22 protein-coding genes are annotated in these 25,086 nt (G+C 71.2%); 12 read left to right on the top strand and 10 right to left on the bottom strand.

What is annotated here, in order from left to right; translation table 11 throughout:
* Window positions 1-24: 24 nt before the first annotated feature.
* Genes ACQEVI_RS27000 through ACQEVI_RS26990 form a run of 3 tightly spaced genes read right to left on the bottom strand, consistent with a single transcriptional unit; the run spans window position 25 to window position 3,384 of the window.
* Window positions 25-1,680, bottom strand: coding sequence for a cation:proton antiporter (locus ACQEVI_RS27000; RefSeq protein WP_432905456.1), 1,656 nt, complete (start codon window positions 1,678-1,680; stop codon window positions 25-27).
* A 52-nt stretch (window positions 1,681-1,732) separates the two neighbouring features.
* Window positions 1,733-2,380: a response regulator gene (locus ACQEVI_RS26995; protein ID WP_432905453.1), complete on the bottom strand. Its 648-nt coding sequence runs from the start codon at window positions 2,378-2,380 to the stop codon at window positions 1,733-1,735.
* On the bottom strand, window positions 2,377-3,384 hold the full coding sequence (locus tag ACQEVI_RS26990) for a HAMP domain-containing sensor histidine kinase (RefSeq protein WP_432905450.1): 1,008 nt from the start codon (window positions 3,382-3,384) through the stop codon (window positions 2,377-2,379). The genes ACQEVI_RS26995 and ACQEVI_RS26990 overlap by 4 nt, the downstream gene beginning before the upstream one ends.
* Before the next feature lie 523 nt (window positions 3,385-3,907).
* Between ACQEVI_RS26990 and ACQEVI_RS26985 the strand changes: the two genes are divergently transcribed.
* Both ACQEVI_RS26985 and ACQEVI_RS26980 read left to right on the top strand, forming a co-directional pair.
* The gene (locus ACQEVI_RS26985; protein ID WP_432905447.1) at window positions 3,908-4,945 is read left to right on the top strand and encodes a DNA topoisomerase IB; all 1,038 of its coding nucleotides are present in this window, start codon (window positions 3,908-3,910) and stop codon (window positions 4,943-4,945) included.
* A 16-nt stretch (window positions 4,946-4,961) separates the two neighbouring features.
* Window positions 4,962-6,683 (top strand): acyltransferase, encoded by a 1,722-nt coding sequence (locus tag ACQEVI_RS26980; protein ID WP_432905445.1) that lies wholly within the window; start codon window positions 4,962-4,964, stop codon window positions 6,681-6,683.
* A 3-nt stretch (window positions 6,684-6,686) separates the two neighbouring features.
* Here the strand turns inward: ACQEVI_RS26980 and ACQEVI_RS26975 are convergent, their stop codons facing one another.
* Window positions 6,687-7,727: a LacI family DNA-binding transcriptional regulator gene (locus ACQEVI_RS26975; protein WP_432905442.1), complete on the bottom strand. Its 1,041-nt coding sequence runs from the start codon at window positions 7,725-7,727 to the stop codon at window positions 6,687-6,689.
* Window positions 7,728-7,871: 144 nt separating this feature from the next.
* Here ACQEVI_RS26975 and ACQEVI_RS26970 point away from each other — a divergent pair, with 144 nt between their 5' ends.
* Together ACQEVI_RS26970 and ACQEVI_RS26965 are read left to right on the top strand one after the other, a co-directional pair.
* Window positions 7,872-8,576 carry a ThuA domain-containing protein gene (locus tag ACQEVI_RS26970; RefSeq protein WP_432905440.1) on the top strand — a complete coding sequence of 235 codons (705 nt, stop codon included), beginning with the start codon at window positions 7,872-7,874 and terminating at the stop codon, window positions 8,574-8,576.
* Window positions 8,561-9,661 carry a Gfo/Idh/MocA family protein gene (locus ACQEVI_RS26965; RefSeq protein ID WP_432905437.1) on the top strand — a complete coding sequence of 367 codons (1,101 nt, stop codon included), beginning with the start codon at window positions 8,561-8,563 and terminating at the stop codon, window positions 9,659-9,661. Before ACQEVI_RS26970 ends, ACQEVI_RS26965 begins: the two co-directional genes overlap by 16 nt.
* 10 nt (window positions 9,662-9,671) lie before the next feature.
* Here ACQEVI_RS26965 and ACQEVI_RS26960 read toward each other — a convergent pair whose 3' ends face one another.
* Window positions 9,672-10,238 carry a TetR/AcrR family transcriptional regulator gene (locus tag ACQEVI_RS26960; protein WP_432905434.1) on the bottom strand — a complete coding sequence of 189 codons (567 nt, stop codon included), beginning with the start codon at window positions 10,236-10,238 and terminating at the stop codon, window positions 9,672-9,674.
* A gap of 133 nt (window positions 10,239-10,371) precedes the next feature.
* Here ACQEVI_RS26960 and ACQEVI_RS26955 point away from each other — a divergent pair, with 133 nt between their 5' ends.
* The gene (locus ACQEVI_RS26955; RefSeq protein WP_432905431.1) at window positions 10,372-12,207 is read left to right on the top strand and encodes an ABC transporter ATP-binding protein; all 1,836 of its coding nucleotides are present in this window, start codon (window positions 10,372-10,374) and stop codon (window positions 12,205-12,207) included.
* Window positions 12,208-12,553: 346 nt separating this feature from the next.
* The gene (locus tag ACQEVI_RS26950; protein WP_432906146.1) at window positions 12,554-14,092 is read left to right on the top strand and encodes an HNH endonuclease; all 1,539 of its coding nucleotides are present in this window, start codon (window positions 12,554-12,556) and stop codon (window positions 14,090-14,092) included.
* A 25-nt stretch (window positions 14,093-14,117) separates the two neighbouring features.
* On the opposite strand, the gene ACQEVI_RS26945 is transcribed toward ACQEVI_RS26950, so the two are convergent.
* Complete coding sequence (locus ACQEVI_RS26945) at window positions 14,118-15,275, bottom strand: endonuclease (protein WP_432905429.1); 1,158 nt, start codon at window positions 15,273-15,275, stop codon at window positions 14,118-14,120.
* Window positions 15,276-15,410: 135 nt separating this feature from the next.
* On the opposite strand from ACQEVI_RS26945, the gene ACQEVI_RS26940 reads away from it, so the two are divergent.
* The gene (locus tag ACQEVI_RS26940; RefSeq protein WP_432905427.1) at window positions 15,411-16,349 is read left to right on the top strand and encodes a Ppx/GppA phosphatase family protein; all 939 of its coding nucleotides are present in this window, start codon (window positions 15,411-15,413) and stop codon (window positions 16,347-16,349) included.
* A gap of 33 nt (window positions 16,350-16,382) precedes the next feature.
* Window positions 16,383-17,258, top strand: a complete 876-nt coding sequence (locus tag ACQEVI_RS26935) for an oxygenase MpaB family protein (protein WP_432905425.1) — start codon at window positions 16,383-16,385, stop codon at window positions 17,256-17,258.
* 101 nt (window positions 17,259-17,359) lie between these two features.
* Here ACQEVI_RS26935 and ACQEVI_RS26930 read toward each other — a convergent pair whose 3' ends face one another.
* Both ACQEVI_RS26930 and ACQEVI_RS26925 read right to left on the bottom strand, forming a co-directional pair.
* Window positions 17,360-17,707: a hypothetical protein gene (locus ACQEVI_RS26930; RefSeq protein ID WP_432905422.1), complete on the bottom strand. Its 348-nt coding sequence runs from the start codon at window positions 17,705-17,707 to the stop codon at window positions 17,360-17,362.
* 61 nt (window positions 17,708-17,768) lie between these two features.
* A complete protein-coding gene (locus ACQEVI_RS26925; RefSeq protein ID WP_432905419.1) occupies window positions 17,769-18,800 on the bottom strand; it encodes a protein kinase family protein in 1,032 nt (343 codons plus the stop codon).
* Window positions 18,801-18,932: 132 nt separating this feature from the next.
* On the opposite strand from ACQEVI_RS26925, the gene ACQEVI_RS26920 reads away from it, so the two are divergent.
* The 4 genes from ACQEVI_RS26920 to ACQEVI_RS26905 are packed head-to-tail and all read left to right on the top strand — an operon-like array spanning window position 18,933 to window position 22,763.
* Window positions 18,933-19,226, top strand: coding sequence for a hypothetical protein (locus tag ACQEVI_RS26920; protein WP_432905417.1), 294 nt, complete (start codon window positions 18,933-18,935; stop codon window positions 19,224-19,226).
* Window positions 19,223-20,032, top strand: a complete 810-nt coding sequence (locus ACQEVI_RS26915; protein WP_432905415.1) for a hypothetical protein — start codon at window positions 19,223-19,225, stop codon at window positions 20,030-20,032. Before ACQEVI_RS26920 ends, ACQEVI_RS26915 begins: the two co-directional genes overlap by 4 nt.
* A gap of 32 nt (window positions 20,033-20,064) precedes the next feature.
* Window positions 20,065-22,014 carry a fumarate reductase/succinate dehydrogenase flavoprotein subunit gene (locus ACQEVI_RS26910; protein WP_432905412.1) on the top strand — a complete coding sequence of 650 codons (1,950 nt, stop codon included), beginning with the start codon at window positions 20,065-20,067 and terminating at the stop codon, window positions 22,012-22,014.
* Complete coding sequence (locus ACQEVI_RS26905) at window positions 22,011-22,763, top strand: succinate dehydrogenase/fumarate reductase iron-sulfur subunit (protein ID WP_432905410.1); 753 nt, start codon at window positions 22,011-22,013, stop codon at window positions 22,761-22,763. The genes ACQEVI_RS26910 and ACQEVI_RS26905 overlap by 4 nt, the downstream gene beginning before the upstream one ends.
* 97 nt (window positions 22,764-22,860) lie before the next feature.
* On the opposite strand, the gene ACQEVI_RS26900 is transcribed toward ACQEVI_RS26905, so the two are convergent.
* Window positions 22,861-23,649, bottom strand: coding sequence for a PAS and ANTAR domain-containing protein (locus tag ACQEVI_RS26900; protein WP_432905407.1), 789 nt, complete (start codon window positions 23,647-23,649; stop codon window positions 22,861-22,863).
* 119 nt (window positions 23,650-23,768) lie between these two features.
* Window positions 23,769-24,902, bottom strand: a complete 1,134-nt coding sequence (locus ACQEVI_RS26895) for an iron-containing redox enzyme family protein (RefSeq protein ID WP_432905404.1) — start codon at window positions 24,900-24,902, stop codon at window positions 23,769-23,771.
* Window positions 24,903-25,086: the final 184 nt, after the last annotated feature.

The following is a 25,086-nucleotide window of genomic DNA, read 5'->3' as shown; positions in this document are numbered from 1 at the left end:
TGTCGGCGCGCCGACCGGCAGAGCTCAAGCGCGGTCCAGGTCTCCGGTGCTGCCTTCCCCGGCGTGGTCGGCGATGTGGTCGAGCACCGCGTTGGTCGCCGAAGAGTACGGTTCGACCACGATGTCGGCGTCGGTCTGCCTCAGACGCTGCGCGTCGCGCGCCGAGAGCGCGGTCAGGGCGATGCGCCCTTGGTAGCCGTGATAGCGCAGTGCGTGCAGCAGGGCGAGATTGACCTCCGCGGACGGGATCGTGCTGACCACCCAGCGTGCCTGGGCAAGCGGGAGGGACTCAAGAAGATCGATGTCCTCGGCGCTGCCGAAGACTGCGGTGATCCCCTGACGGTTCCAGGCATTGACGATGTCGGGGTCGAAGTCGACCGCGACGACGGACTTGCCTGCCCTGGTGAGACGGTCCACGACCTGGCTGCCGAGCCGGCCCAGGCCATAGATCAGGACGTCGGCCTCGGAGGTCCCGTTGGGAATGGCGTGCTGGCGGGCATCGCGGCGCTGGAAGACTCCCAGGAACGGTCTGAGCTTCTCGAACAGCGGCTGGGAGTACAGGATCATGTAGGTCGAAGCGCCGATCGTGATCAGCCCGACGACGGTGATGAGGCTGACGGTGCCGGACGTGATGTGGCCGAGACTCAGCCCGAGGGCGGCAAGGATGAGCGAGAACTCGCTGATCTGGGCGACGGTAAGTCCGGCCTTGAACGACACCCGCACCGGATACCTCATCAGCCCCATGATGATCAGCACGATCAGCGGGTTGCCGATGAGGACGAAGGCTGAGAACACTGCCGCTTCGCCCAGCTGCCGGGTGGCGTCCGCGAACTCCAGCTGCGCACCCAGCGCGAGGAAGAAGAACAACAGCAAGAAGTCGCGCAGACTCACCAGCCTGGCGCCGATTGCCTCGCGGAACGGTGTCGAAGCCAGCGACATGCCCGCGAGGAACGCGCCGACCTCGGTGCTGAACCCGAGCCAGGCACTGATTGCGGCGATCGAGACAGCCCAGGCAACGGCGAAGAGCACGAGCAGCTCCTGGGAGCGGGCCGCGAGGGGCAGCAGCCGAGGTATCACGTAGCGCATGGCCAGAGCGACCCCGGCCAGGAGTGCGATGCCCTTGCCGATCACGAAGACGATGTCGAGTGCGACGTGGTCGCTGGTCTCCTGCCCGAAGGCGGTCAGCGCGATCATGACGACGACCACGACAAGGTCCTGCACGATGAGGAAGCCGACGGCGATACGCCCGTGCAGCTCGTCGATCTCTCGCTTGTCCGACAGCAGCTTGACGATGATGATCGTCGAGGAGAACGTCAGCGCAACGGCCACGTAGATGGCGGTGACGTTGTCCATGCCGAGCGCCAGTGCGATGCCGTAGCCGATCGCGGCGGTGAACGCGACCTGGCCCAGGCCGGTGGCGAGTGCGACCGGACCGGTCGTTCGGATGAGGTGAAGGTCGAGCCGCAGGCCGACCAGGAACAGCAAGATCGTGATGCCGAGGTGCGCCAGGAGCTCGATCTCGCCGATGCCGCTCGCCCACCCGGTGCCGATCGGCCCGACCAGGACCCCCACGCCGATGAAGGCGACGATCAATGGTTGACGCAGCCGGTTGGCGACCAGCCCGGTGACGGCCGCAACCGCAAGGATCGCTGCGAGCATCCCGAATTCCTGTCCGGTCATCGAACGATCACGCCCCTTTCAGGATTTCAGGTGCTGCTGGACGGCGGTGACGTCACGGCTCGACGAGTCCCGCTCGGATCGCGTACCGGGTCATCTCGGTCCGGTCCCGCATCCCGAGCTTGGCCAGGATGTTGGAGCGATGCCGTTCCACGGTCTTGTGGCTGATCACGAGCTCGGCGGCGATCTGCATGGAGGTGTGACCCTCGGCGATGAGCTTGATCACCTCCTCCTCGCGCGGGGTGAGCACGGCACGGGGCATGCGGTCCCCGCGGCGCGTCCGTTCGAGGAAGTCGCGCACGAGGGTGCCGGCGACCCCGGCGTAGAGGAACGGCTCGCCGCGCATGGCAGCGTGGCAGGCCGCTACCAGGTCCTCGTCCGCGGCAGATTTCAGTACGTACCCGCTGGCACCCGCCTTGAGCGCGGCGAAGAAGTACTGCTCGTTGTCGTGCATGGACAGGATCAGCGTCCGTACCTCGGGGGCCCGCTGGGAGATCTCCCGGACCGCCTGCAGGCCGGTCAGCCGGGGCATCGACACGTCGAGCACGGCAAGATCGGGATGGATCGAGCGCGACAGCTCGACCGCCTCAACCCCGTCTGCTGCCTCGGCCACGACCTGGAGATCGGGTTCGGACTCCAGGATCCGGCGCACGCCGCTGCGCACCAGGGTGTGGTCGTCGGCCAACAAGATCCGCACCGTCATGGATCGGCCCTCCCCGTGTCGGGTGCAGGCAGTGGCAACCGGAGCAGCACCTCGGTGCCGCAGCTGGGTCCACGAGCTCCACGACCATCTGTGCGGGGGCGCACGTCCAGATCGCCGCCGATCATCTGGGCGCGTTCCAGCATGCCCTGGATCCCGGCGCCCATCGCACCGTCAGGGATGCCGGCACCGTCGTCCGTGACCTGCAGGACGAGGCCGCCGTCCGACAGCGTGAGGTCGAGGTCGACGGTCGTGGCCCGTGCGTGGCGGACCACGTTGGTCAGGGCCTCCTGCGCGACGCGATAGATCACGAGCTCGGTCTCGGCAGGCAGGTCCGGGACCGCGGGAGGCAACCGTCGTCGGACATGTGGTCCGTGGCGTGCCGACGTGTCGCGGGCGAGACCGGCCAGGGCGCTGATCAGCCCCAGGTCCGTCAGATCGCCGGGCCGCAGTCGCTGGGCGATCCGGCGGACCTCCTCCAGGCTTGTGCGAGTCGTGTCCCGCAGCCCGTCGAGCTCGATGCGCACCGGCTCAGGTGCGGTGTCCATGACATACCGGAGCCCGAGCAGAACCGCCGTCAGACTCTGCCCCACCTCGTCGTGGAGCTCTTGGGCGATGCGCTGCCGTTCTGCTTCCTGCGCCTGCAGGGCACGGGCGGTACTCGTCGAGCGTTCCACCTCGAGTCGCTCCAGCATCGCGTTGAACCCGCGCACCAACCCACGCGCCGGGCCAGAGCCCGCCTCGTCCAGGCGCAGGCCGGGATACCGCAGGTCGATCCGTGCCGTCACGGCGGTCAACCGGTCCAGCGGACGCAGCACCGCCCGCAGCAGTGCACCATTGACCAGCACGATCACGGTCAGTCCGAGCAGGAGCACGACAAGCTCGGACAACAACGGCTGCGCCGACACCGTGGCCGGCGAGAGAGCGAGAGCAAGCGTCCCCAGCAGAAACACCGCACCGTTGATCAGGCAGACACGCCAGAACAACGGCATCGACAAGTGGAACATGCAAACCACCCTCCCAGGTCACCACGCGCAAAAGATGAGGGACAGACCCCATTGTTCGTCACTGCGCCCGTGAGCGACCGTGGTGAATGGACTTGGTAGCACTAGCGGTCACCGGGGCGCTCATCGTCCTGGCGGTGGCCCCGCCATACCTCGTGGGCCGAGTCGTGCCAGGAAAGCGGACCGGGTCGGATGACGAGTGCCCGCAGAGCTGGGCAAGTCACGGCCGCGGCGTCGGCGGTGTCATCACGCAGCACCTCGGTGCGCTCCCCACTCGTGATCACGACGGCCGACAGCCGCTCCACCCCGGGGCCGTCCGGTACGTACGGTCCGCCGAACAAGCCGGGGAGAGAGCCGCGTCCGCGAAACATACGGCTTGCTCGTGCCCCCGTTGTCCCGCCCGGGGTGCGTGGTGGTCGTCACGTGCTGGCGGGCCGGGTTGATCGCGATGTTCGGGAGCTGATTCACGTCCCTCCCGGGATCGCACCTCGTGTCAATATGAGGAGGGCACGCGGAGGGAGCGGTGATGGGCGACATCGGGGACCTGCTCACCCACAGCTGCGACGCCGACGGCGGCATCCGACGACGTCGGCGCGGCAAGGGGTTCTCGTACGTGGACGACGACGGCGCCAGGGTCACCGACCCCGAGACGCTCGCGCGGATCCGCGCCCTCGTCATCCCACCCGCGTGGAGCGACGTCTGGATCTGCCTCGACCCGTCCGGCCACGTCCAGGCCACCGGGCGTGACGCCAAGAACCGCAAGCAGTACCTCTATCACCGCCGGTGGCGCGAGCACCGCGACGCCGCCAAGTTCCACGAGCTGGCGGAGTTCGGCGCCACGCTGCCGGCGCTGCGCAAGCGCGTGGACGCCGACATGCGCTCACCGCGCCTCGGCGCGGACCGGGTGGTCGCCACCGTCGTCCGGCTGCTGGACGAGACGCTGATCCGGGTCGGCAACGACGAGTACGTGCGGTCCGGCGAGTCGTTCGGGCTGACGACGCTGCGCGACCGGCACGCCACCGTCGAGGGCGCGGAGGTGCGGTTCCGCTTCCGCGGCAAGTCGGGCACACCGCACGACGTCGTGGTCCACGACCGGCGGGTGGCGAACATCGTGCGCCGCTGCCGGGAGCTGCCCGGTCAGCGGCTGCTGCAGTACGTGGACGGCGACGAGGTGCGGAGCATCGGGTCACGCGACGTCAACGAGTACCTCGGCCAGGTGACCTCCGCCGACTACACGGCCAAGACCTTCCGGACCTGGGGCGCGAGCGCCGTCGCCCTCGGCCACCTGCGTCACCTCGAACCGGCGACCCGGCGCGAGCACGACGCGCAGCGCGCCGAGGCCGTCCGGATCGCCGCCGCCCACCTGCACAACACCCCTGCGGTGTGCCGCAAGAGCTACGTCCACCCCGCGATCCTCGGTGACGACCGCGCGGAGCTCGACGAGCTGATCGAGCGGTCGGGCGCGAACGCGTCGCGCGCGTCACGCTGGATGGACGCCGACGAGCGCGCTCTCCTGAAGTTCCTGACCGCCGCCGAGGAGAGCCGGGAGGCCCCCGCGGCCTGAGGTTAGGGTTGCGGACGTGCATCACTCCATGGCCGAGGGCGTCCGACGAATCGACTTCCATCCCTGGGAGTACGACCCCACATCGCCGGAGGGTGCCGTACAGGCCGCTCGCCAGAGCGAGCTGGTCGACGCCGGGGCGCGCCTCGGCACCGGCGTCTTCGTCGCGCCGAACGCGGCGGTCTTCTGCGACCACCTCACGGTGGGCGACCGCACGTACATCGCGGCGCTCGCCTACGTCACGGGCGACCTGACCATCGGCGCCGACTGCTCGATCAACCCCTACGCGGTCGTTCGCGGCGAGATCCGGATGGGCGACGGCGTCAGGATCGGCGCGCACACGTCGATCCTCGGGTTCAACCACAGCATGTCCACCGACCGGCCGATCCACCAGCAGGGCACCTGGAGCAAGGGCATCACGCTCGGCGACGACGTCTGGATCGGCTCGAACGCCACGATCCTCGACGGCGTCACGGTCGGTGACCACGTCATCATCGGCGCCGGCTCCGTCGTCACCAAGGACGTGCCCGACTGGGCGGTCGTCGCGGGCAACCCGGCGCGCGTCCTGCGCGACCGCCGGACGGACAGCACGCGCGGTGACTTGGCCCCGGACCTCGCCGCGGAGCTCCGGGCCTTCGGGGGGCGGGCCCGTGAACAGGCCGGCGACGTGCTCGCCCGCTGCTTCGAGGACGGCCGGTTCGTCGACCGGCCCGCGGCGCTCGCGGGAGCGCTCGAGCCCGCCGTCCGGCCATGGGCCGACGCCGTCGAGATCGCGGACCTGCTGCTCGACGCGCCGCCGCCGGGCTTCTCCGCCGCGGACCTGGTCCGTCGCCTCACGGCCCGGCAGGATCCGGCGACCGGGCTCATCCCGGCGGGCGACCTGTCCGACGGATGCCTGTCCGGTCCGGCGCAGCTGCCGGCGTCCGGCGAGCCCCTGGACCCCATGGACGGCCCCGCGAGCTACCACGTCCTCAGCGTCGGCTACGCGGTCCGGCTCCTCGGCGGGCGGCTGCCGCACCCGATCCGCGCGGTGCACACGCTGAGCGACCGCGACGTCGTCACCTCGCTCGAGGCGCGCGACTGGGGCGCGCAGGCATGGGGGAGCGGCGCCGCCGTCGACGCGCTCGCCACGGCCTGCGCCCTCAACATCGCGGACTTCTCCGCGGAGCTCGCCGACGGCGGCGTCGGCCCGCTCCACGGGCTCATGGGCTGGCTGTCCGCCTCCGCGGACCCGGAGACCGGCATGTGGGGCGCACCTCAGTCCGCGCCGCGCTGGCTGCAGGCGGTGAACGGGTTCTACCGGCTGACCCGCGGCTCGTACGCGCAGCTCGGGTTGCCGCTGCCCTACCCGGAGGCCGCGATCGACACGGTGCTGGAGCACGCGGCCGACCCCTACCTGGCGACGCCCGAGGGGCACACCGCCTGCAACGTGCTCGACGTCGTCCACCCGCTCTGGCTCGCGGCCAAGCAGACCGGGCACCGCCGCGCCGAGGGCGAGGCGTGGGCGCGCGGACAGCTGCGGCGGGCGCTGCGCAGCTGGGTCGACGGCGCGGGGTTCGCCTTCGCTCCCGCGAGCGACGGCGCCGACGCGGTGGCCGGGCTCCAGGGCACCGAGATGTGGCTGAGCATCGTCTGGCTGCTGGCCGACTACCTCGGCCTCGCGGACGACCTCGGCTACCGCCCGCGTGGCGTGCACAGCCCCGACCCGCTGGTCCGGCTCGCGCCGGTCACCGAGCGCTGACGCTCAAGCGGTGGCCGTGCGCGGCGCGGCGGTGGACCCACGGACGACGAGCCGCGTGGCCAGCTCCTCGCGCGGCGCGACCTGCGACGGTTCGACGTGCGGCGGCTCGGCGCTGATACGCAGCAGCATCCGGAGCGCGGCCGAGCCCATCTCCGCGATGGGCTGGTGCACGGTCGTGAGCGCGGGAGTCACCCACTGCGCCTCGGGGGAGTCGTCGAAACCCACGACGCTGACGTCCTCGGGGATGCGCAGCCCCAGGGCCGCCGCGGCGTCGTACACCCCGAGTGCCATGGTGTCGGAGCAGGCGAAGACGGCAGTCGGTCCGGGGGTGCCCCGTAGCAGCTGCGTCGCCTGCTCGGCGGAGCTCGCCCGCTGCCAGTCGGTGTGCGCGATGCGCTCGTCGGGCAGCTCGTGGCCGGCCTGGGTCACCGCCGAGCGGAAGCCGTCGATGCGGGCCTGGCTGTAGAGGTGCGTGCGCCGTCCGGCCAGCACGGCGAAGTGCCGGTGGCCGAGCGAGAGCAGGTGCTCCGCGGCGGCGCGGCCCCCTGCCCAGTTGGCGGCGCCGACGCTCGCGACGGTGCTGGGTGGCTGCGAGACGGGGTCGAGCAGGACTATCGGCACCCGTGCCGCGGCGAGCGTCGCGAGCTGTTCACCGGTGGTGTCGACGAGGGCCAGCACCGCGCCCCGTAGCCGCCGGGCCAGGAGGCGCGTGAGCCAGGCGTCGTCCGGCGGCCGGGCCACGGAGACCACGACGTCGACCCCCGCCTCCTCGGCCGCGTGCTCGACGCCGCTCAGCGCGCGGTTGGCCCAGGTGCCCTCGACGCCGCTGAGCACGAGGTCGACGAACGGGGACTGCGCCCCGCGCGTCGCCGCGTCCCGGCCGGACCGACCGCGGTACCCGAGCTCCGCGACGATGCTCATGACCCGCGTGCGGGTCTCCGCGGAGACGTCGGACCGGCCGCTCAGCACCTTCGACACCGTTGGCACCGTCGTGCCGGCGGCCTCCGCCACGTCCGCGAGCGTCGTCCGGCGTGACTTCTGCATGCGGGCGACCTTAGCTGCGCCCCAAAAGTTGCGCAATATTCTGCCTCTTGATCCGGCTCGGCGGGTGCTGTATCAAAGGGGTGCGAAGAAATATGGCACTTCGCTGGGGCTCAATGTTGCGCAACTATTGGGAGTGAGCTGTACATGAATACTTCGACGAAGCGCGCCCTGATCGTGCGCGGGGGATGGGACGGGCACCAGCCCGTCGAGACGACCGACTCGTTCGTCCCGTTCCTCAAGGAGCAGGGGTACGACGTGCGGATCGAGGAGACGACGGCGGTCTACACCGACGCCGACTACCTGGCGGGCGTCGACGTCGTCGTCCAGACCAACACGATGAACACCATCGAGGGGGACGAGCTGCGCGGCCTGATCACGGCCGTGCGGAACGGCACGGGGCTGGCGGGGTGGCACGGCGGGATCGCCGACTCCTACCGGAGCAGCTCCGACTACCTCCAGCTGATCGGCGGGCAGTTCGCCACGCACCCGCCGAAGGCTCCCCCGGAGGAGCTCGCCGGCGAGGCCGCCGACAACTTCCTGCGGCACACGATCGACATCGTGCCGGAACGGGCCGACCACCCGATCGTCGCGGGGATCTCCAGCTTCGAGCTCACGACGGAGCAGTACTGGGTGCTGTCCGACGACTACAACGACGTCCTCGCGACCACCACCGTCGCCGCGCGCGACTTCGACGCCTGGCACCGGCCGGTCACGAGCCCGGCCGTCTGGACCCGCCGGTGGGGCAGCGGCCGCGTCTTCGTCTCCACGCCCGGCCACGACCTCGCCACGGTCAGCGACCCGAACGTCCGCACCATCATCGAGAGGGGCATCCTGTGGGCCAGCCGTTGAGAGTGGGGATCGTCGGCCTCGGCGCGATCTCCGGCCAGTACCTGTCCGCGTTCGCGCGGCTCGCGGCCGTGCGGGTCGTCGCGGTCGCCGACCTCGACGCGGACCGCGCGGAGACGGTCGCCGCGGAGCAGGGCGCGCGGGCGCTGACGGTCGACGAGCTGGTCTCCGACCCCGAGGTCGACCTCGTCCTGAACCTCACGATCCCCGCCGCGCATGCCGAGATCGCGCTCAAGGCGATCGCCGCGGGCAAGGACGTGTACGGCGAGAAGCCGCTGGCGGCCACGCTGGAGGACGCGCGCGTCGTCGTCGAGACGGGCCGGGCGGCAGGGGTGCGGGTGGGCTGCGCGCCGGACACCGTGCTCGGCACCGGCGTGCAGACGGCGCGGGCGGCCATCGACGGCGGCGCGATCGGCGAGCCGGTCGCCGCGACCGCGACGATGATGACGCCCGGCCACGAGCGCTGGCACCCGAACCCCGACTTCTACTACCAGCCCGGCGGGGGCCCGCTCCTCGACATGGGGCCGTACTACGTGACGACGCTGGTCACGCTGCTCGGCCCGGTGGCGTCCGTCGTCGGCGCGGCGAGCCACACCCGCGCCACGCGCACCATCGGTTCCGGGCCACGCGCGGGCGCCGTCGTCCCCGTCGACGTCGACACGCACGTCACCGGGGTGCTCCGGCACGAGTCCGGTGTGCTGTCGACCCTCGTCATGAGCTTCGACTCGGTCGCCACGCGGGCTTCCGAGATCGAGGTCCACGGCCAGACCGGGTCGCTGATCGTTCCGGACCCCAACAGGTTCGACGGCGACGTCCAGCTCCACGAGCTCGACGGCGAGTGGAAGACCCTGCCGCCCAGCGCGGGGTACCGCTCCGCTGGACGCGGGTACGGCGTCGCCGACCTTGCGGCCACACCGCCGGGCGTCGACGCCCGGGCCGGCGGAGATCTCGCGTACCACGTGCTCGACATCATGACGTCGCTGCTCGCGTCGGCGGGCAGCGGAACCGCCGTGACCGTCGAGAGCACGTGCGACCGGCCCGCACCCGTTCCGCTGTCGGACGCGCCGGGCGCGACCCGCGAGGGCTGAGGGGGGCTGACTACGGCGCGACGCTGCGCCGGAACGACTGCACGGCGAGGTCGGCGGCGACGTGCCGCGGCAGGTCCTGATTGCTGACCTCGGCGGCGGTGTAGAGCACCGCGTAGTAGAGGGAGACCGCCCACGACGTCGGGATCCCGGGGGCGATGGAGCCCTCGGTGCGGGCGCTGTCCATCAGCGCCCGCATCTCGTCGTCCCCCTCGTCGGCGGCCCAGTGCGGGTTCCCGTCGAACCTGTTCGGGTCCGAGAACAGGAAGATGACGCGGTCACCCATCGCGACGCCCGCGCGCAGGTACTGCTCGAGGGTGTCCATCGCCTTCGCCGAACCCGGAGCGCCGGTGCCGTCGTCCAGGGCCTCCAGCCGCGCCAGCGAGTCGAGGAGCAGGGCGTCGACGAGGGCCTGGCGATCGGTGAAGTAGCGGTGCAGCGTCGAGCGGCTGACCTCGGCGCGTTCGGCGATGGTGCTCAGAGACGCGGAGAAGTCGTGCGCCCACACGGACGCGGCCGCGTCCAGCACCGCCTGCCGGGTCCGCGCGCGTGCTCCGCGCTCGATCTGCTCCGTCGTCACGAGGCCGAGAGTATGTCGTCGCTCCCGAAGAAACAATTCAGTTGCCAAATGCGACACGCGTGTCGCACGATGGGTCGCGGATGTGCAAGCCGATCCGTACCGACCAGATGAACCGAGCAGATGGAGTGGTGACGTGCCAGACGGCGGGACTACCGAACGCGCGACGAAGGGTCGGACCGCCAAGGATCGGACCACCAAGGACAAGGCGCGCATCCTCTGGGCGTATGCGCGCCCGCACAAGGCGGTGCTCGTCGTCGCCCTGGTCCTCGGCGTGCTGGGTACCGCCGCCGAGCTGGTGACGCCGCTCGTCACCAAGTCGGTCCTGGACGGCCTGGAGGCGTCCGCCTCCCTGCGCACCCCGATCACGATCCTCGGCGTCCTGCTCGTGGCCGGAACCGTCATGGGGCTGGTCCAGGGCATCATGCTCGGCACCCTCGCCGAGCGGATCATCCTCGCGGCCCGCACCGGCCTGGTCCGTCATCTGCTCCACGCCCGGGTCCCCGAGGTCACGTCCCGCGCGCCCGGCGAGCTCGTCACCCGCGTCACCTCGGACACGCTGCTCATCCGCGAGGCGACGACGTCCAGCGTGGTCAACTTCGTCAACGGGATCATCGGCCTCGTCGGCGCGATAGTGCTCATGGCCTACCTGGACGCGGTGCTGCTCGGCGTGACGGTCGTCGTGCTGATCCTCGCCGGGATCAGCGTCGTGGCGCTCATGCCGCGGCTGTCCAAGGCCCAGCAGGAGGCGCAGGAGCACGTGGGGGCGCTCGGTGGACGCCTCGAGGGTGTGGTCCGCGCCCTGCGGACCGTGAAGTCCGCCCGCGCGGAGTCGCGCGAGACCGACCGGGTCTCCAGCCATGCGGAGGCCTCGGCCCGCAGCGGCATCCGCGCGGTCAAGCTCGAGAACGTGTCGTGGACGATCACCGGCGTCGCGGTCAACCTGGCGGTGATGCTGCTGCTCGGCGTCGGCGCGTGGCGGGTCTCCACCGACGCGATCACCGTGAGCACGCTCGTGGCCTTCCTGCTGTACGTGTTCCAGCTGATGATGCCGGTGATGCTCCTGACGATGTCGCTGACGTCGCTGCAGTCCGGGCTCGCGGCCGCCGCGCGGATCGCGGACGTCGAGGAGATGGAGCTGGAGACCGACGACGTCGCCTCCGCCGATGGCGCCCCGCGTCTCGGCCGGGTCGGACCGGCCGACGGCGCCGCGCCTCCGGTGCTGCGGCTGCACGAGGTCACGTACCGCTACGCCGGCTCGGACGCCGCGGCCGCCCCCGCGCTCGAGGGCGTGACCCTGGACGTCCCCCGGCGCGGGCACACCGCGATCGTCGGGCCGTCGGGCGCCGGCAAGACGACGATCATGTCGCTCCTGCTCCGGTTCCTCGCCCCGGACGAGGGGCGCGTCGAGCTCGACGGCCTGCCGTACGCGGAGCTGACCACCGACGAGATCCGCTCCCGGATCGCGTACGTCGAGCAGGACACCCCGATAGTGCCCGGAACGCTGCGCGAGAACCTCGCGTACGCCGCCCCGGACGCCACCGACGCCGAGATCCGGGCCGCCGTCGACGCCCTGCGGCTGAGTCAGCGCGTGGCGGCGCTGCCGGACGGTCTCGACACCGAGGTCAGCGCCTCGCAGCTCTCCGGCGGCGAGCGGCAACGGGTTGCGGTGGCGCGGGCGCTCGTCGCCCGGCCGGACATCCTGCTGCTCGACGAGGCGACCGCACAGCTCGACGGCCTGACCGAGGCCGCACTCGCCGGGGCGATCCGGGAGGTCGCGAGCACCGGCGCCGTGGTGACCATCGCGCACCGGATCTCGACGGTGATCGACGCCGACCAGATAGTGCTGCTCGAACGCGGCCACGTGCGAGCGATCGGCCGGCACGCCGAGCTGCTCGAACGGGACGAGCTCTACCGTGAGCTCGTCGCGGCGCTCCGGCTGGACACGAGCGTCGCGGCGCCGGCGGCCTGAGCTCTCCCGCCCGGTGGCCAGCGGGTGACGGGCGGCGTCCCGGGCGGCTGCCGAGTTGTCGATCTGGACGTGGTCGAAGCCGGGGTGCGGCTCCTCGCCCAGCTGCAGGACATCGACGGCAACAAAGTTCTGCGTCGACTGACGGCTCTTCGGGGACATGGCCGCACTCGGGCGTGTGGGTTCTGCTGGTGGCGTACGGGGCCTCGTTGGGCGAGCGGTGCGAACGGGTGTGCCATATGTTGATGGCATGACATCAGCTGGAGGTGCACCTGGAGCGGGCGATCAGCCCCGCGGGCCGGTGCTGCGTGCGGCAGATGTTCGGGCGCTGCGTGAGGTGCTGGCCGGCATGATCCTGCCAGGCGGTACCGACACGGCGTCGTCCGTCTCGAAGGAGGCGCAGGCGGAGTGGGTGGACCTGCTCGGTGAGCTGGAGGCCGTGAAGAACACGGTGACGGCGACCCAAGGTCGGCTGGCGGTCGCGCTGGAGGAGGCCACCAAGGCGGACGAGGAGCGGCAGGGCATCCGGGCGGAGCGGCGGGGTCGTGGTGTGCCGAACCAGGTGGGTCCGGCGATGCGGCTCAGTCCGCATGCGGGAGGAGCGTTCCTGGGCACGGCTCGGGTGTGGATCACTGATATGCCGTACACCTTCGACGCGCTGCGCACCGGTGTGCTCTCGCAGTGGCGCGCGACGCTCATGGTGCGCGAGACCGCCCACCTCTCGGTGGAGCACCGGGCGCAGATCGACGAGCGGATCTGCGGGCCTGCGAACCTGGCCGTACTTGCCCGGACGGGTACCCGGCGGCTGATCGCGCAGGTCAAGGAGCTGGCGGGCGAGCTCGACGTGCATGCCTGTGTGAAGCGGAACGCGAAGGCTGTCTCGGAGCGGCGGGTCTCGGTGCGGCCGGCGCCGGATCTGATGGTCTATCTGACGGCTCTGGTGCCGATGGCGCAGGGTGTTCAGGCGTACGCGCAGCTCAAGGCTCATGCCGATGCGGCGAAGGCGGCCGGCGACGAGCGGGGCGCAGGGCAGATCATGGCTGACACCCTGATCGAGCGAGTCGCCGGCCGTGAGCCGGGCAAGGCCGACGAGGTGCCCGTCACGATCAACCTGCTGGTCTCCGACCAGACGCTGCTCACCGAGGGTGACGAACCTGCCGTGGTGATCGAGGGCGCTCCCGCCGGCGTGGGCACCGTCCCGGGTCCCATCGTACGGAACCTGGTCGCGCACGGGATCGACGCGGACGCGGCGTGGTTGCGCGCGATCTATGTCGATCCCCACGGTCGGCTGCTGGCGACGACGTCGACGTCGCGATTCCATCCGCAGGGTCTGGCCACGCTGTTGCGGGCGCGAGGGCAGGGGATCTGTGGTTCGTCGTGGTGCGACGCACCGATACGACACCTCGACCATGTGGTGCCGCACGCGGAGGGTGGTGCGACCAGCCTGGGCAACGGTCAGGGTCTGTGCGCGCGCTGCAATCATGCGAAGCAGGCGCCGGGTTGGAGGCAGAAGGTCACCGAGGTCGACGGCCGGCACGCGGTCGAGACGGTTACACCGACGGGGCACACGTCTGTCTCCGTGGCGCCCGCACCGCCTGCACCGATCTCTTCGGGAGCGGACACTACAGCGACGGCCACGTCGGCGCCGACCCCACCGGCCCCGCCCGCTGACGCGACACCGGCGTGGACGCCGGCCGTCGGCATGACAGGTCCCAGGCCCGGACGCATCCCGCGCAGCCGCTACTCGATCGGCTGCCATACCGGCCGCCGCCCTGGCGTGATCGCCTACCGCCCACCAGGGCGACGCGACCAGCCCGGTCCCAGGCGGCAGCGACGGTCCCGACCGGACCTCGCCTGGGCGCATCCACCTCGGCCGCACACGAACTGAACCGCCGGCGTGCCCAGGCATGCCTTCACCAGATCTGTTCTGCCCACTCCGGGCGGTCGATGAACGGGTTCCGGTTGCCCTGCCAGTCGGTGTAGATGATCTCGTTGCGCCGGCGCTCCGACGCCGAGACCGGGTCGGCCGCGTGCCACGCCAGCAGCACCGAGATCTTCCCGTGCAACGGCACCGACCCGTTCGAGGTCGAGTCGTTCAGCTCGAGGTCGGGCCAGCCGTCATCGCCCTCGTACCGCACGGCCATGTAGAAGAGCATGCGGGCGACGTCGCCCTTGACGTTGTCGGCCGGCTCGAACGAGTTGGCGTCGGTGAAGCAGTCCGGGCACTGGTGGACGGCCGACCCGCCGTTGTCGAAGTCCTTGTTGCCGCGGGTGGAGTTCACGGTGACGTCGGTGGGCCGCAGGTGATGCAGGTCCGTGCCGGGACCGGTCGCGGTACCGAAGCCGCCGTGGCTCTGCGCCCAGGTGTGCTCGCGGTTCCAGTCGTCGGGGTCGCCGCCGTTGCTGGTCTTCGAGATCGACGTGCCCGAGTAGAGCTCGATGACGTTGTTCGGGTTGTTCGGGTCCTCGTCGGTCTCGCGCAGCGCCGTCCACACGGTCGCGTAGCTGACCCCGGTGTGGTCGTCGATGATGCCGTGCAGGGCGGAACGCAGCGCGGTCCCGGTCCGGCCGTCCGCGGGATCGTAGTAGCCGGCGGGGTCCGTCGGCGTGCCGCCGCCCCCGTCGGAGCCCACGACCGTGAACGCGGTGCCGTTCCGGAGCCCGGCGTGCGTGAAGTAGGCCGAGAGGGCGCCGGTGACGTCGAGCTGCCGGCCCATCAGGCCGGGGTTGGACGCCAGGCCGTAGCCCGAGCGGGAGGCGGTGGGGATCTGGACGTAGATCATCCGCGCGGTGCTGGTCTCGCCGGGTGCATCGGCGAGTGCCAGTGCGTAGTCGTTGGGGAAGTCGCTCGTGACCACGGTGCTCGTGGCGGTCGGCTGCCCGACGACGTATCCCCGGACGGTCGCCGTCGAGCCGTTCTGGGTAGCCGTCGCCTGCGCGACCGTGAGCGGAGTGGCCGCATGGCCGGGCGCCGAGGCGCTGACCTGGGTCAGGGTCAGCGCAAGGAGTGTGAGGACGAGGGAGAAGGCCAGGAAGGCGGGCCGCGCTGGGCGCCCGAGCAGTTGCCGCATGACCGGACCGTAGGCCGACCAGGTAGGTCCCTTGGTGTCGGCGAGGTAAATTCTCTACATACTATGGGGCAGGTGTGATCTCACTGGTGCGGATCGCGCCGCTCCGTGTCACCCGGCCGGGGTAGCGTCTGCTCCATGCGTCTGGGCGTCCTCGATATCGGGTCCAACACAGGACATCTGCTGGTGGTCGACGCGCATGGTGGCGCGGCGCCGCTTCCCGCCTCCTCGTACAAGCAGCCGCTGCGGCTCGCGGAGCACCTGGACGACGACGGCGCCGTCAGCCCCGCGGGCGTCGAGGCCCTCGTGGAGTTCACCGCGCAGGCCGTGCGCCTGGCGGAGGACCGGGGCTGCGCCGAGACGCTGGCGTTCGCGACGTCGGCGGTTCGCGACGCGGTGAACTCGGAGACGGTGCTCAGGACGGTGCACGAGCGCACCGGGGTGCGGCTCGAGGTGCTGAGCGGCGAGGACGAGGCCCGGCTGACGTTCCTGGCGGTGCGCCGGTGGTTCGGCTGGTCGGCCGGGCGGCTCGCCGTGTTCGACATCGGCGGCGGCTCCCTCGAGATCGCGGGCGGCGCCGACGAGGCCCCCGACGCCGCGTGGTCGCTCCCGCTCGGTGCGGCCCGCCTGGCCCGCAGCCACTTCGGCGTGGCGCCCGACGCCGACGCGCTGCGCGCCCTGCGCCGGGACCTCCGCGCCGAGATGGCGCAGAACGCGGGGACGCTCCTGCGGGCCGGACGGCCCGACCGCGCCGCCGCGACGTCCAAGACGTTCCGTTCGCTCGCGCGCATCTGCGGCGCGGCGCCGGCTGCCGAAGGCCCGCTCGTGCGCCGGGTGCTGTCGCTCGACGCGTTACGTGACCGGATCGACGAGCTGACGCGCACGAGCCTCGACGACCTGGCCCGGCTGCCCGGGGTCTCGCCGAGCCGGGCGCACCAGATCGTGCCCGGCGCGCTCGTCGCGGAGGCCTGCATGGACGTCTTCGACCTGACCGAGCTCGAGATCTGCCCCTGGGCGCTGCGCGAGGGCGTGATCCTGCAGCGGCTCGACCGGATGCCGCATATCGGCGTCGGCTGACCCCTCCGCGCTGGGCGGGCGGATACTGGCGGTATGTCGGTTGTCACGAACCCCGTCGAACGCCTGCGTGCTCGGGTGGGGGATGCGCTGTTCATGCGGATCGCCGGGCCCGGCGGGTACGCGGCACGGGACCGGATCCACCTCACACCCGGACCGCGCTGGTTTCCTCCCGACAGCCCCATCCGGCTGGTCCACGGCGACTCGGCGACGTTCGTGGGCGGGCTGCGGGCGCTGCTGCTGCAGTCGCTGCACCCGCTCGCGATGGCGGGCGTGGCCGGCCACTCCGGCTACCGCGGGGACCCGTGGGGTCGCCTCGCGCGCACCTCGACGTTCCTCGGCTACACGACCTTCGCGACGGCGGAGCACGCCCAGGAGATGGTCGACCGCGTGCGCGCCGTCCACGCACGGGTGCGGGGCAAGGCGCCGGACGGCCGCACGTACCGCGCGAGCGACCCGCACCTGCTCACGTGGGTGCACGTCGCGGAGGCCGACTCGTTCCTGACCGCCCACCAGCGCTACGGGGTGCGGCCGCTCGACCCGGCCGAGGCCGACGAGTACGTCGCGCAGTCGGGCCGGGTCGCGCGGGCCCTCGGCGCTAAGGACGTCCCGGAGACGGTGGCCGAGCTGGCCGACCGCCTGGCGTCCTACCGCGGCGAGCTGGAGGCCACGCCCGCGGCGCTCGACACGGCGAGGTTCCTGCTGCGCGAGCCGCCGCTGCCCTGGCCGGCACGCGCTCCCTACCGCCTGCTCGCGGCGGGAGCCGTGGCCCTGCTGCCTGAATGGGCCCGTGACGAGCTCGGCGTGGGCACCCGGTTCAGCCGGGTCCTGGGCGGCCCCGCCGGAGGATTCGCCGTCCGGGCCGTGCGCTGGGGTCTGGACGACGTCTCGCAACGGGGCCGCCGGTGGTGAGCCGGCGGCGGGTCGGGCACGGACCCTCCTCGTGGTCGACCAGTCGTTCTGGAGTCGATCGTCCCACGGCACAACCCGAGGCGTGGCAGCCGTGGCAGAGGTCAGAGATCGGGCCGGTGCAGGTGGACCGGCGCGAGGTCGAGCCGGCCGCGCCGGGCGCGCGGCGAGCCGGGGGAGCGGCGCAGGACGGTGAGGCTCATCCCTGGCGGCATGTCCCAGCCCGCCGGGTCGACGTCGGTCTGGCCACCGGTGGCGCCGACCTCCACGTACACCTGGCCGTAGGCGCAGCGTGGCATGAGCGCGAGGAGCTTCTGGAGCTCGGGAGCGTCGTGGGCATCGCCCGCCAGGAGCATGTGCAGCCCCCAGCCGTCGTTGTGCTCGTCGGCGGGGTCGCCGTAGTTCGCCACGTAGTCCTCCAGGTCGCCCGGCCAGCCGCGGGCCCACTGCACCACCGCTTGGTCAGGTAAGCCTTACCTAACACCAGATCGGTCGCCGGGGCAATATCCGGCTCTACGTGACCAGCGGGTACGGCGTCGCGCGGCTCACCCGCTGGAACTGGCGGTAGAAGTCCCCGACGATCGCGGCGAGCGGCGCGTGCTTGACCAGGAGTGCCGCGATGCCCGCAGGCGCTCCCTGCGGGGTCACGCCCTCGGCGCAGGAGCGTACGAACTCCCTGCGCTGCTCTGGCCCGTAGCCGTACAGGGCGACGGTCAGCCAGTTCACCAGGTGCGTGAGGGCGAGGTTCCGGTCGTAGCCACGGTGCTCGTCGAAGAAGGCGGCCTCACCCTGGCTGAGCTCGAAGCCGGACGAGATCGCGAGGCCGTAGTCGGCGAAGTAGAGCCGCTCGCCGTCGATCAGGATGTTCTGGAAGTGGGCGTCGAAGTGCAGCAGCCCGCGGGCGTTCATGAACGAGATCCCGGCGTCCAGCTCCTCCTCCACCATGGCGCACGCCTGCTCGGCGGCCTCGCCGCCTGCCTCGACCTGGACGCCCAGCCAGTCGTGCAGGTTCTGCGGGATGTACTCCAGGAACAGCATGAGGCTCGCCGAGGACTCCTGCAGGGCCTCTATCCGCCGCCGCACCTCCGGCCCGCCGCCCCAGTAGTCGACGGCGTGATCGACGTCGGCCAGCTCCTCGGGGAGCGGCTCGCCGCGGTCCGGCAGCACTCGCCAGTGGTGCATCAGGGGGAAGCCCTCGTGGTCGCCCGCGATCACCCAGTTCGTCGTCATGATCTGCGCGGCCAGCTCCCGCCAGGCACCGAACCCCGGGCCGCCGATGCTGCCGACACCGTAGTGGCAGAAGTCCGGCAGCTCGAACAGGTTCGCCGTCGAGCGGAGGTTCTCGGGTCGGAGCTCGAGCTCGGTGAGGCGCACCTGCTTGACGAAGACCGGGACGCCCTCGACGTCCAGCAGGAGCGTCTTCCCGCCGATGCCGGAACCGATGGGCGTGGCGGCGTCCACGAGCTCGCGCAGCCTGCGGTCGCTGCACAGGGACAGTGCTGTGGACGCGGCGCCGTGGGCGGTGAGCCGGGCAGCGTTGGACATGCCCGCCAGCCTCTCACGTGCGGAGATGGTGTCCACGCGCGCGCCGCCCTTGCCTAACCGGGGCGTTCACGGCAGAGTCTGTGGTGGCGCACCTCACACCGTCGTGAGGCGCGTCGCCAACGGAGGTGCCCGATGACGACCACCGAGATCGCGACGCTCCGCCGTTCGATCGAGCAGCTGCGCCAGAGCGTCGCCGTGGTGCGCAGCGCGTTCGGCGACGCGCCGGAGGTACGCCGGCTCGTGAACGACCTCGAACGGCTGGAGATCGACGCGGCAGAGCTCCTGTCGGCGGAGCCCCCGCGGCAGGTGAGGACCTCGGGGCGCGTGCCGGAGCACGTCGTCGTGCCGGACACACCACTGGACGAGACGATGTTCAGCGACGCCGACGACGAGGGGCTCGGCGGCTACCACGGCGACCGCTCGTGACGACCACCACGCGCGGTGTGGACAGCCCGGGCCGCGCCGCCATCGAGGCCCGCACGCTGCGGAGCGACCGGTGGTGGCTGCCGCCGCTGGCGACCACGGTCGGCCTGCTGATCTTCGTCGGGTACGCGACCGTGCGGGCCTTCCAGCAGCAGTACTTCTTCGCGGACGAGCGCTACCTGACGCCGTTCTACTCGCCCTGCGTCTCGTTCGGCTGCGCGTCGGAGCCGGGCTCGGCGCACTTCGGCATGTTCCTGCCGGACCACCCCCTGCTGCCTTACGCGGCGCTGAGCCTGCCGTTCCTGCTGCTGTTCCGGCTGACCTGCTACTACTACCGCAAGGCGTACTACCGGTCGTTCGCGCTGGCGCCCGCTGCGTGCGCGGTGCCGGAGCCGCACGCGACCTACCACGGCGAGACCCGCTTCCCGCTGGTCCTGCAGAACGCCCACCGGTACTTCTTCTACGTCGCGGTGGTTATCTCGGTGATCAACACCTACGACGCGCTCGTCGCGTTCCGGCATCCGACGGACGGGTTCGTCGTGGGCGTGGGCAACCTCGTGCTGCTCGTGAACGTGGTGCTGCTGTGGTGCTACACGGCGTCGTGCCACTCGTGCCGGCACATCATGGGCGGCCGCCTCACGCACTTCTCGAAGCATCCCGTGCGGTACCGGCTCTGGACGTGGGTGTCCGCGCTCAACACGCGGCACGCGCAGTTCGCGTGGACCACTCTCGCCTCCCTGATCCTGACCGACCTGTACGTCGCGCTCGTCGCGAGCGGGACCATCACCGACCTGCGGCTCATCGGCTAGCCGAGTCGAACCAGCTGAACAGGAGTCCCGTCTTGACGGAGATCGAACGGCTCGAGTACGACGTCCTCGTCATCGGGGCCGGGGGCGCCGGTCTGCGGGCCGCGATCGAGGCCCGGGAACGCGGCCTGCGGACGGCGATCGTCTGCAAGTCGCTGTTCGGCAAGGCGCACACCGTGATGGCCGAGGGCGGGTGCGCCGCGGCCATGGGCAACGTCAACGAGAACGACTCCTGGCAGGTCCACTTCCGCGACACCATGCGCGGCGGCAAGTTCCTGAACAACTGGCGGATGGCGGAGCTGCACGCCAAGGAGGCGCCCGACCGGGTCTGGGAGCTGGAGACCTACGGCGCGCTGTTCGACCGCACCAAGGACGGCCGGATCAGTCAGCGCCACTTCGGCGGGCACACCTACCCGCGCCTCGCGCACGTCGGCGACCGGACCGGGCTGGAGCTGCTGCGCACCATGCAGCAGCGCATCGTCGCGCTCCAGCAGGACGACTTCGCGGAGACCGGGGACTACGAGGCGCGGCTGCGCGTGTTCGCCGAGTGCACGGTCACGGAGCTGCTGACAGAGGACGGCGCGATCGCCGGGGCGCTCGGGTACTGGCGCGAGTCGGGGCAGCTCGTCGTGTTCTCGGCGCCCGCCGTGGTGCTCGCCACGGGCGGCATCGGCAAGTCGTTCCAGGTCACGTCGAACTCGTGGGAGTACACGGGGGACGGCCACGCCCTCGCGCTCCGCGCCGGTGCGAACCTGATCGACATGGAGTTCGTCCAGTTCCATCCGACGGGCATGGTCTGGCCGCCCAGCGTCAAGGGCATCCTCGTGACCGAGGGCGTGCGCGGCGACGGCGGGGTGCTCAAGAACTCCGAGGGCAAGCGGTTCATGTTCGAGTACGTGCCCGACGTCTTCAAGGGCCAGTACGCCGACACCGAGGACGAGGCGGACCGCTGGTACGACGACCAGGAGAAGAACCGCCGTACACCCGACCTGCTGCCGCGCGACGAGGTGGCCCGCGCGATCAACACAGAGGTCAAGGAGGGGCGCGGCTCGCCGCACGGCGGCGTCTACCTCGACATCGCGAGCCGTATGCCCGCCGACGAGATCAAGCGGCGTCTGCCCTCGATGTACCACCAGTTCAAGGAGCTGGCCGACGTCGACATCACCGCCGAGCCGATGGAGGTCGGCCCGACGTGCCACTACGTGATGGGCGGGATCCAGGTCGACCCCGACACCGGGCAGTCGAGCGTCCCGGGGCTGTTCGCTGCGGGGGAGTGCGCCGGCGGCATGCACGGCTCCAACCGGCTCGGCGGTAACTCGCTCTCGGACCTGCTGGTGTTCGGCAGGCGCGCGGGGCTGGGCGCCGCCGACTACGTCGTCGGTCTGGAGCGGCGGCCCGCCGTCAGCGCGGTCGACATCGACGCGGCGGCGGAGATGACGCTCGCCCCGTTCGCCCCGCCGTCGGAGACTCAGGAAGCAGAGAACCCCTACACCCTGCACGCCGAGCTCCAGCGGATGATGAACGACCTGGTGGGGATTATCCGTACGGAGTCCGAGGTGGCCGAGGCGCAGCGGCGGCTCGGCGAGCTGCGCGCGCGGGTACGGCAGGTGTTCGTCGAGGGCTACCGGCAGTACAACCCCGGATGGCACCTCGCGCTCGACCTGCGCAACATGCTGATGGTCAGCGAGGCGGTGGCGGCGTCGGCCCTGCTGCGCACCGAGAGCCGCGGCGGGCACACCCGTGAGGACCATCCGGGGCTCGACGCCGAGTGGCGCCACCGGGTGCTCGTGACGCGCTGCGCCGACGGCGGCGAGGTGGTCCCGCGCGTCGTCGTCGAGCCCGCCGAACGGGTGCCCATGCGTGAGGACCTGCTCGCGCTGTTCGACCTCGCCGAGCTCCAGAAGTACTACACGTCGGCCGAGCTGGCGGCGCACCCCGGCCAGCCGGCAGATCCAGATCCAGATCCGATGGGAGGCACCGCATGAGCTACACAGGGACGTTCCGGGTCTGGCGGGGAGACGCCGACGGCGGCGCACTGACCGACTTCGAGGTGGAGGTCAACGAGGGCGAGGTGGTGCTCGACGTCCTGCACCGGCTGCAGGCCACGCAGACACCCGACCTGGCGGTGCGGTGGAACTGCAAGGCGGGCAAGTGCGGGTCGTGCTCCGCGGAGATCAACGGGAAGCCGCGCCTGCTGTGCATGACGCGGATGTCGGTGTTCGAGCGCGACGACGTCGTGACGATCACGCCGATGCGGACGTTCCCGGTGATCCGCGACCTCGTGACCGACGTGTCGTTCAACTACGCGAAGGCGCGTGAGATCCCGTCGTTCACGCCACCGGCCGACCTGGGGCCGGGCGAGTACCGGATGGCGCAGGTCGACGTCGGGCGCTCGCAGGAGTTCCGCAAGTGCATCGAGTGCTTCCTGTGCCAGGACACCTGCCACGTGGTGCGCGACCACGAGGAGAACAAGGAGTCGTTCGCCGGGCCGCGCTTCCTGATGCGGATCGCCGAGCTGGAGATGCACCCGCTCGACGTCGCCGACCGGGTGCCCGCAGCGCAGGAGCAGCACGGGCTCGGCCGGTGCAACATCACGAAGTGCTGCACCGACGTCTGCCCGGAGGGCATCCACATCACCGACAACGCGCTGATCCCCATGAAGGAGCGCGTCGCGGACCGGAGGTACGACCCCCTGGTCTGGCTGGGGCGGACGATCTCGCGGCGGCGCGGCTGACGGGTGGGCGGTGATCAGTCCTGTCTCGTGACTGCGGTCCCGCCGCCCGTCGGGCGGCGGGACCGGTCGTCTGCGAGGGCTCGGCGGACGGGCCGGGTCAGCCCTCGGTCTTGCGCGTGGTCCTGCGCGGACGCCGGGTCAGCAGGGGGTCGTGACCGCGCGGCCGGCTGACGGGGTGGACGGCGGCGAACGCCTGGTCCAGAGCGTCCTCCGTCGCGATCACGCCGTCGCCCCGGTTCTGGAGCGCCGTCATGACCTGGTCGGCTGCCAGCCGCAGGGATACGCCGGCGTCCCGTGCGGCGCCGACCAGGATCTCCGTGGCCTTGGCCTCGTCCACCCCACGCACCGCGATGATGACGCCCTTGACCTGCTCGATCGTGGCCTGGCTGACGAAGGCGCGGTTCACCACGGCCTCCGACCGGCGGTCGAGCGCCTCCTTCTGGACCGGCGTGACGTCGAGGACGTAGCCGACCAGCTGCGGTGACCGGCTGCGGGCGCCTTGCGAGCCCTGGCCGGTGACGACCACGGTCCGGGTCCGGCCGCTCCGGTCCACGATCCGGTGCGCGCACGCGAAAGGCTTACCGAGTCGAAGAGCCTCCCCGGCGGCCCGGACCACGCGGGCGCGGTCGTCGGGGTGCTTACGGGAGCCAAGAGCATCGAGGCCCGGCTCGACCTCGTTACGCTTCCATCCGTGCATGGTGTAGATCTCGTCGGACCACCACCAGGTGCCCGAGGTGAGGTCGACGCTGTACCGACCGACAAGAAGGTTGGTCCCCAGACCGAGGGCGCGCGTCAGATCTGCTGCGGAAAAACCCGGCGTGCTGCTGCCGGCGTCGTTCCCGGTCTCTTCGGCAAAGTCCGTCTCGAGCTGAGTGACGGATGACATATGAACCTCCCAGATCCCCTGCGGACCTGGAGCCGCTTCATGACCCCGAGTCTCACAGTGTAGCCGGGTTCGGACGATTCGGACAGTCGAGGCCTCTGGTTTCCCTACGAAACCGCAGTTCAGGCCCCTGCCGAAGCAGCGTCCTCAAGGGGTGCGAGCAGGGCGGATTCGCCCTCCTCCCAGCGGCCGAGCGTGTACGCGCCCATGTCGCCCTCGACCGCCAGGCATGCGGTCATCCCGAGGAGGATGTCGTCGAGAAGTTCGGGCTGCTGCTCCACGAGCCGGCCCGCGAGGTCGCGCGCCGCGATCTGCTCGTGGACCGAGTCGGCCTCCACGTGCTCGTCGAAGTAGCCAGTCGTCTCGGCGCCGTAGCCGAGGCGCCGAAAGCCGCTGCTGTACAGCCGGCTGGGGATCGCCGAGGTGATCTCGTACGCGGCCAGGTGCCCGACGATCGCGCCGCGCAGCCGGCGGTGCAGCGCGAACAGCCACATGGTGTTCAGCGAGACCAGGGACGGCGTCGGCACCGTGTCGAGGTACCGGCCGTACGTGTCGTCGAGCCCGACGCTGCGCATGGTGCGCGCGAAGAGCTCCGCGTGCAGGTGTCCCGGACGGCCGCCGCCGTACTCGTCGGCCTGGATCTCCACCAGGGCCGACTTGGGCGTGCCGTACAGCCGCGGGATCGCCCAGGTGTGCGGGTCGGCCTCCATCAGCTGGTAGACCGAGCGCAGGGCCAGGAACTCGCGGGCCTGGTCCGCGTCCGCGTGCCTGGCGACGTAGCGCGACATGCTCGGGGAGTCGTCGGCCTCGGCCAGCTCGAACAGCCGACGGGCGACGCCGGCAGCATCGGTGGCGTCGCACGTCGGCCGTCCCGCCCGCGCCCGCACTGCCGCCTCGAACGGCCGCTCCAGCGACTGCCGGACACCCAGCAGCGACGGGTCCCACTCCCACGCGTCGTCGACCCCGTCGACGCCTCGGTGGTGCAGCCCGTACAGGACGGTGAGCGCGAGCTGCAGGTCGCCGTCGTGCAGCACACCGCCCTCGGGCTCGCGGCGCAGAGCAGCCGCGGCCGTCTCACGCAACGGAGCGAGCTGGGCGTAGGTGTCGTCGGTGGGCGGTCCGGCCGTGAGTGCGGCGAGCAGCGCTGAGCTCAGCGGGCCACGGGGACGTGGGAGCGACAGCTGGGCGCCGGAGCGCGAGGCGCTTCCCTCTGTGCCGCTCGTGGAGATGTGGTCCCGCACCGGGGTCGTGGTCATGTTGAGGCTCCTGTTCGCGCACCAGCCGCGCCCCTGCTCGACGCCGAATTCATCCTGCGCGAGAAGCGCCTTGCTCGCGAGACGTGCGACGGCGTGCCGCCCCTGGGTTGCGAGTGGTCCCCGTCGTCCTACGTTGGTGGGCGAGGTCAGGAAGCGGCCGCACTGGTGGAGCACGGTCCACTGA

Source organism: Promicromonospora sp. CA-289599 (assembly GCF_050936155.1).
Classification (GTDB): Bacteria; Actinomycetota; Actinomycetes; order Actinomycetales; family Cellulomonadaceae; genus Promicromonospora.
The sequence above is the reverse complement of the archived record's forward strand: the minus strand, read 5'-3'. Positions and strand labels throughout refer to the sequence as shown.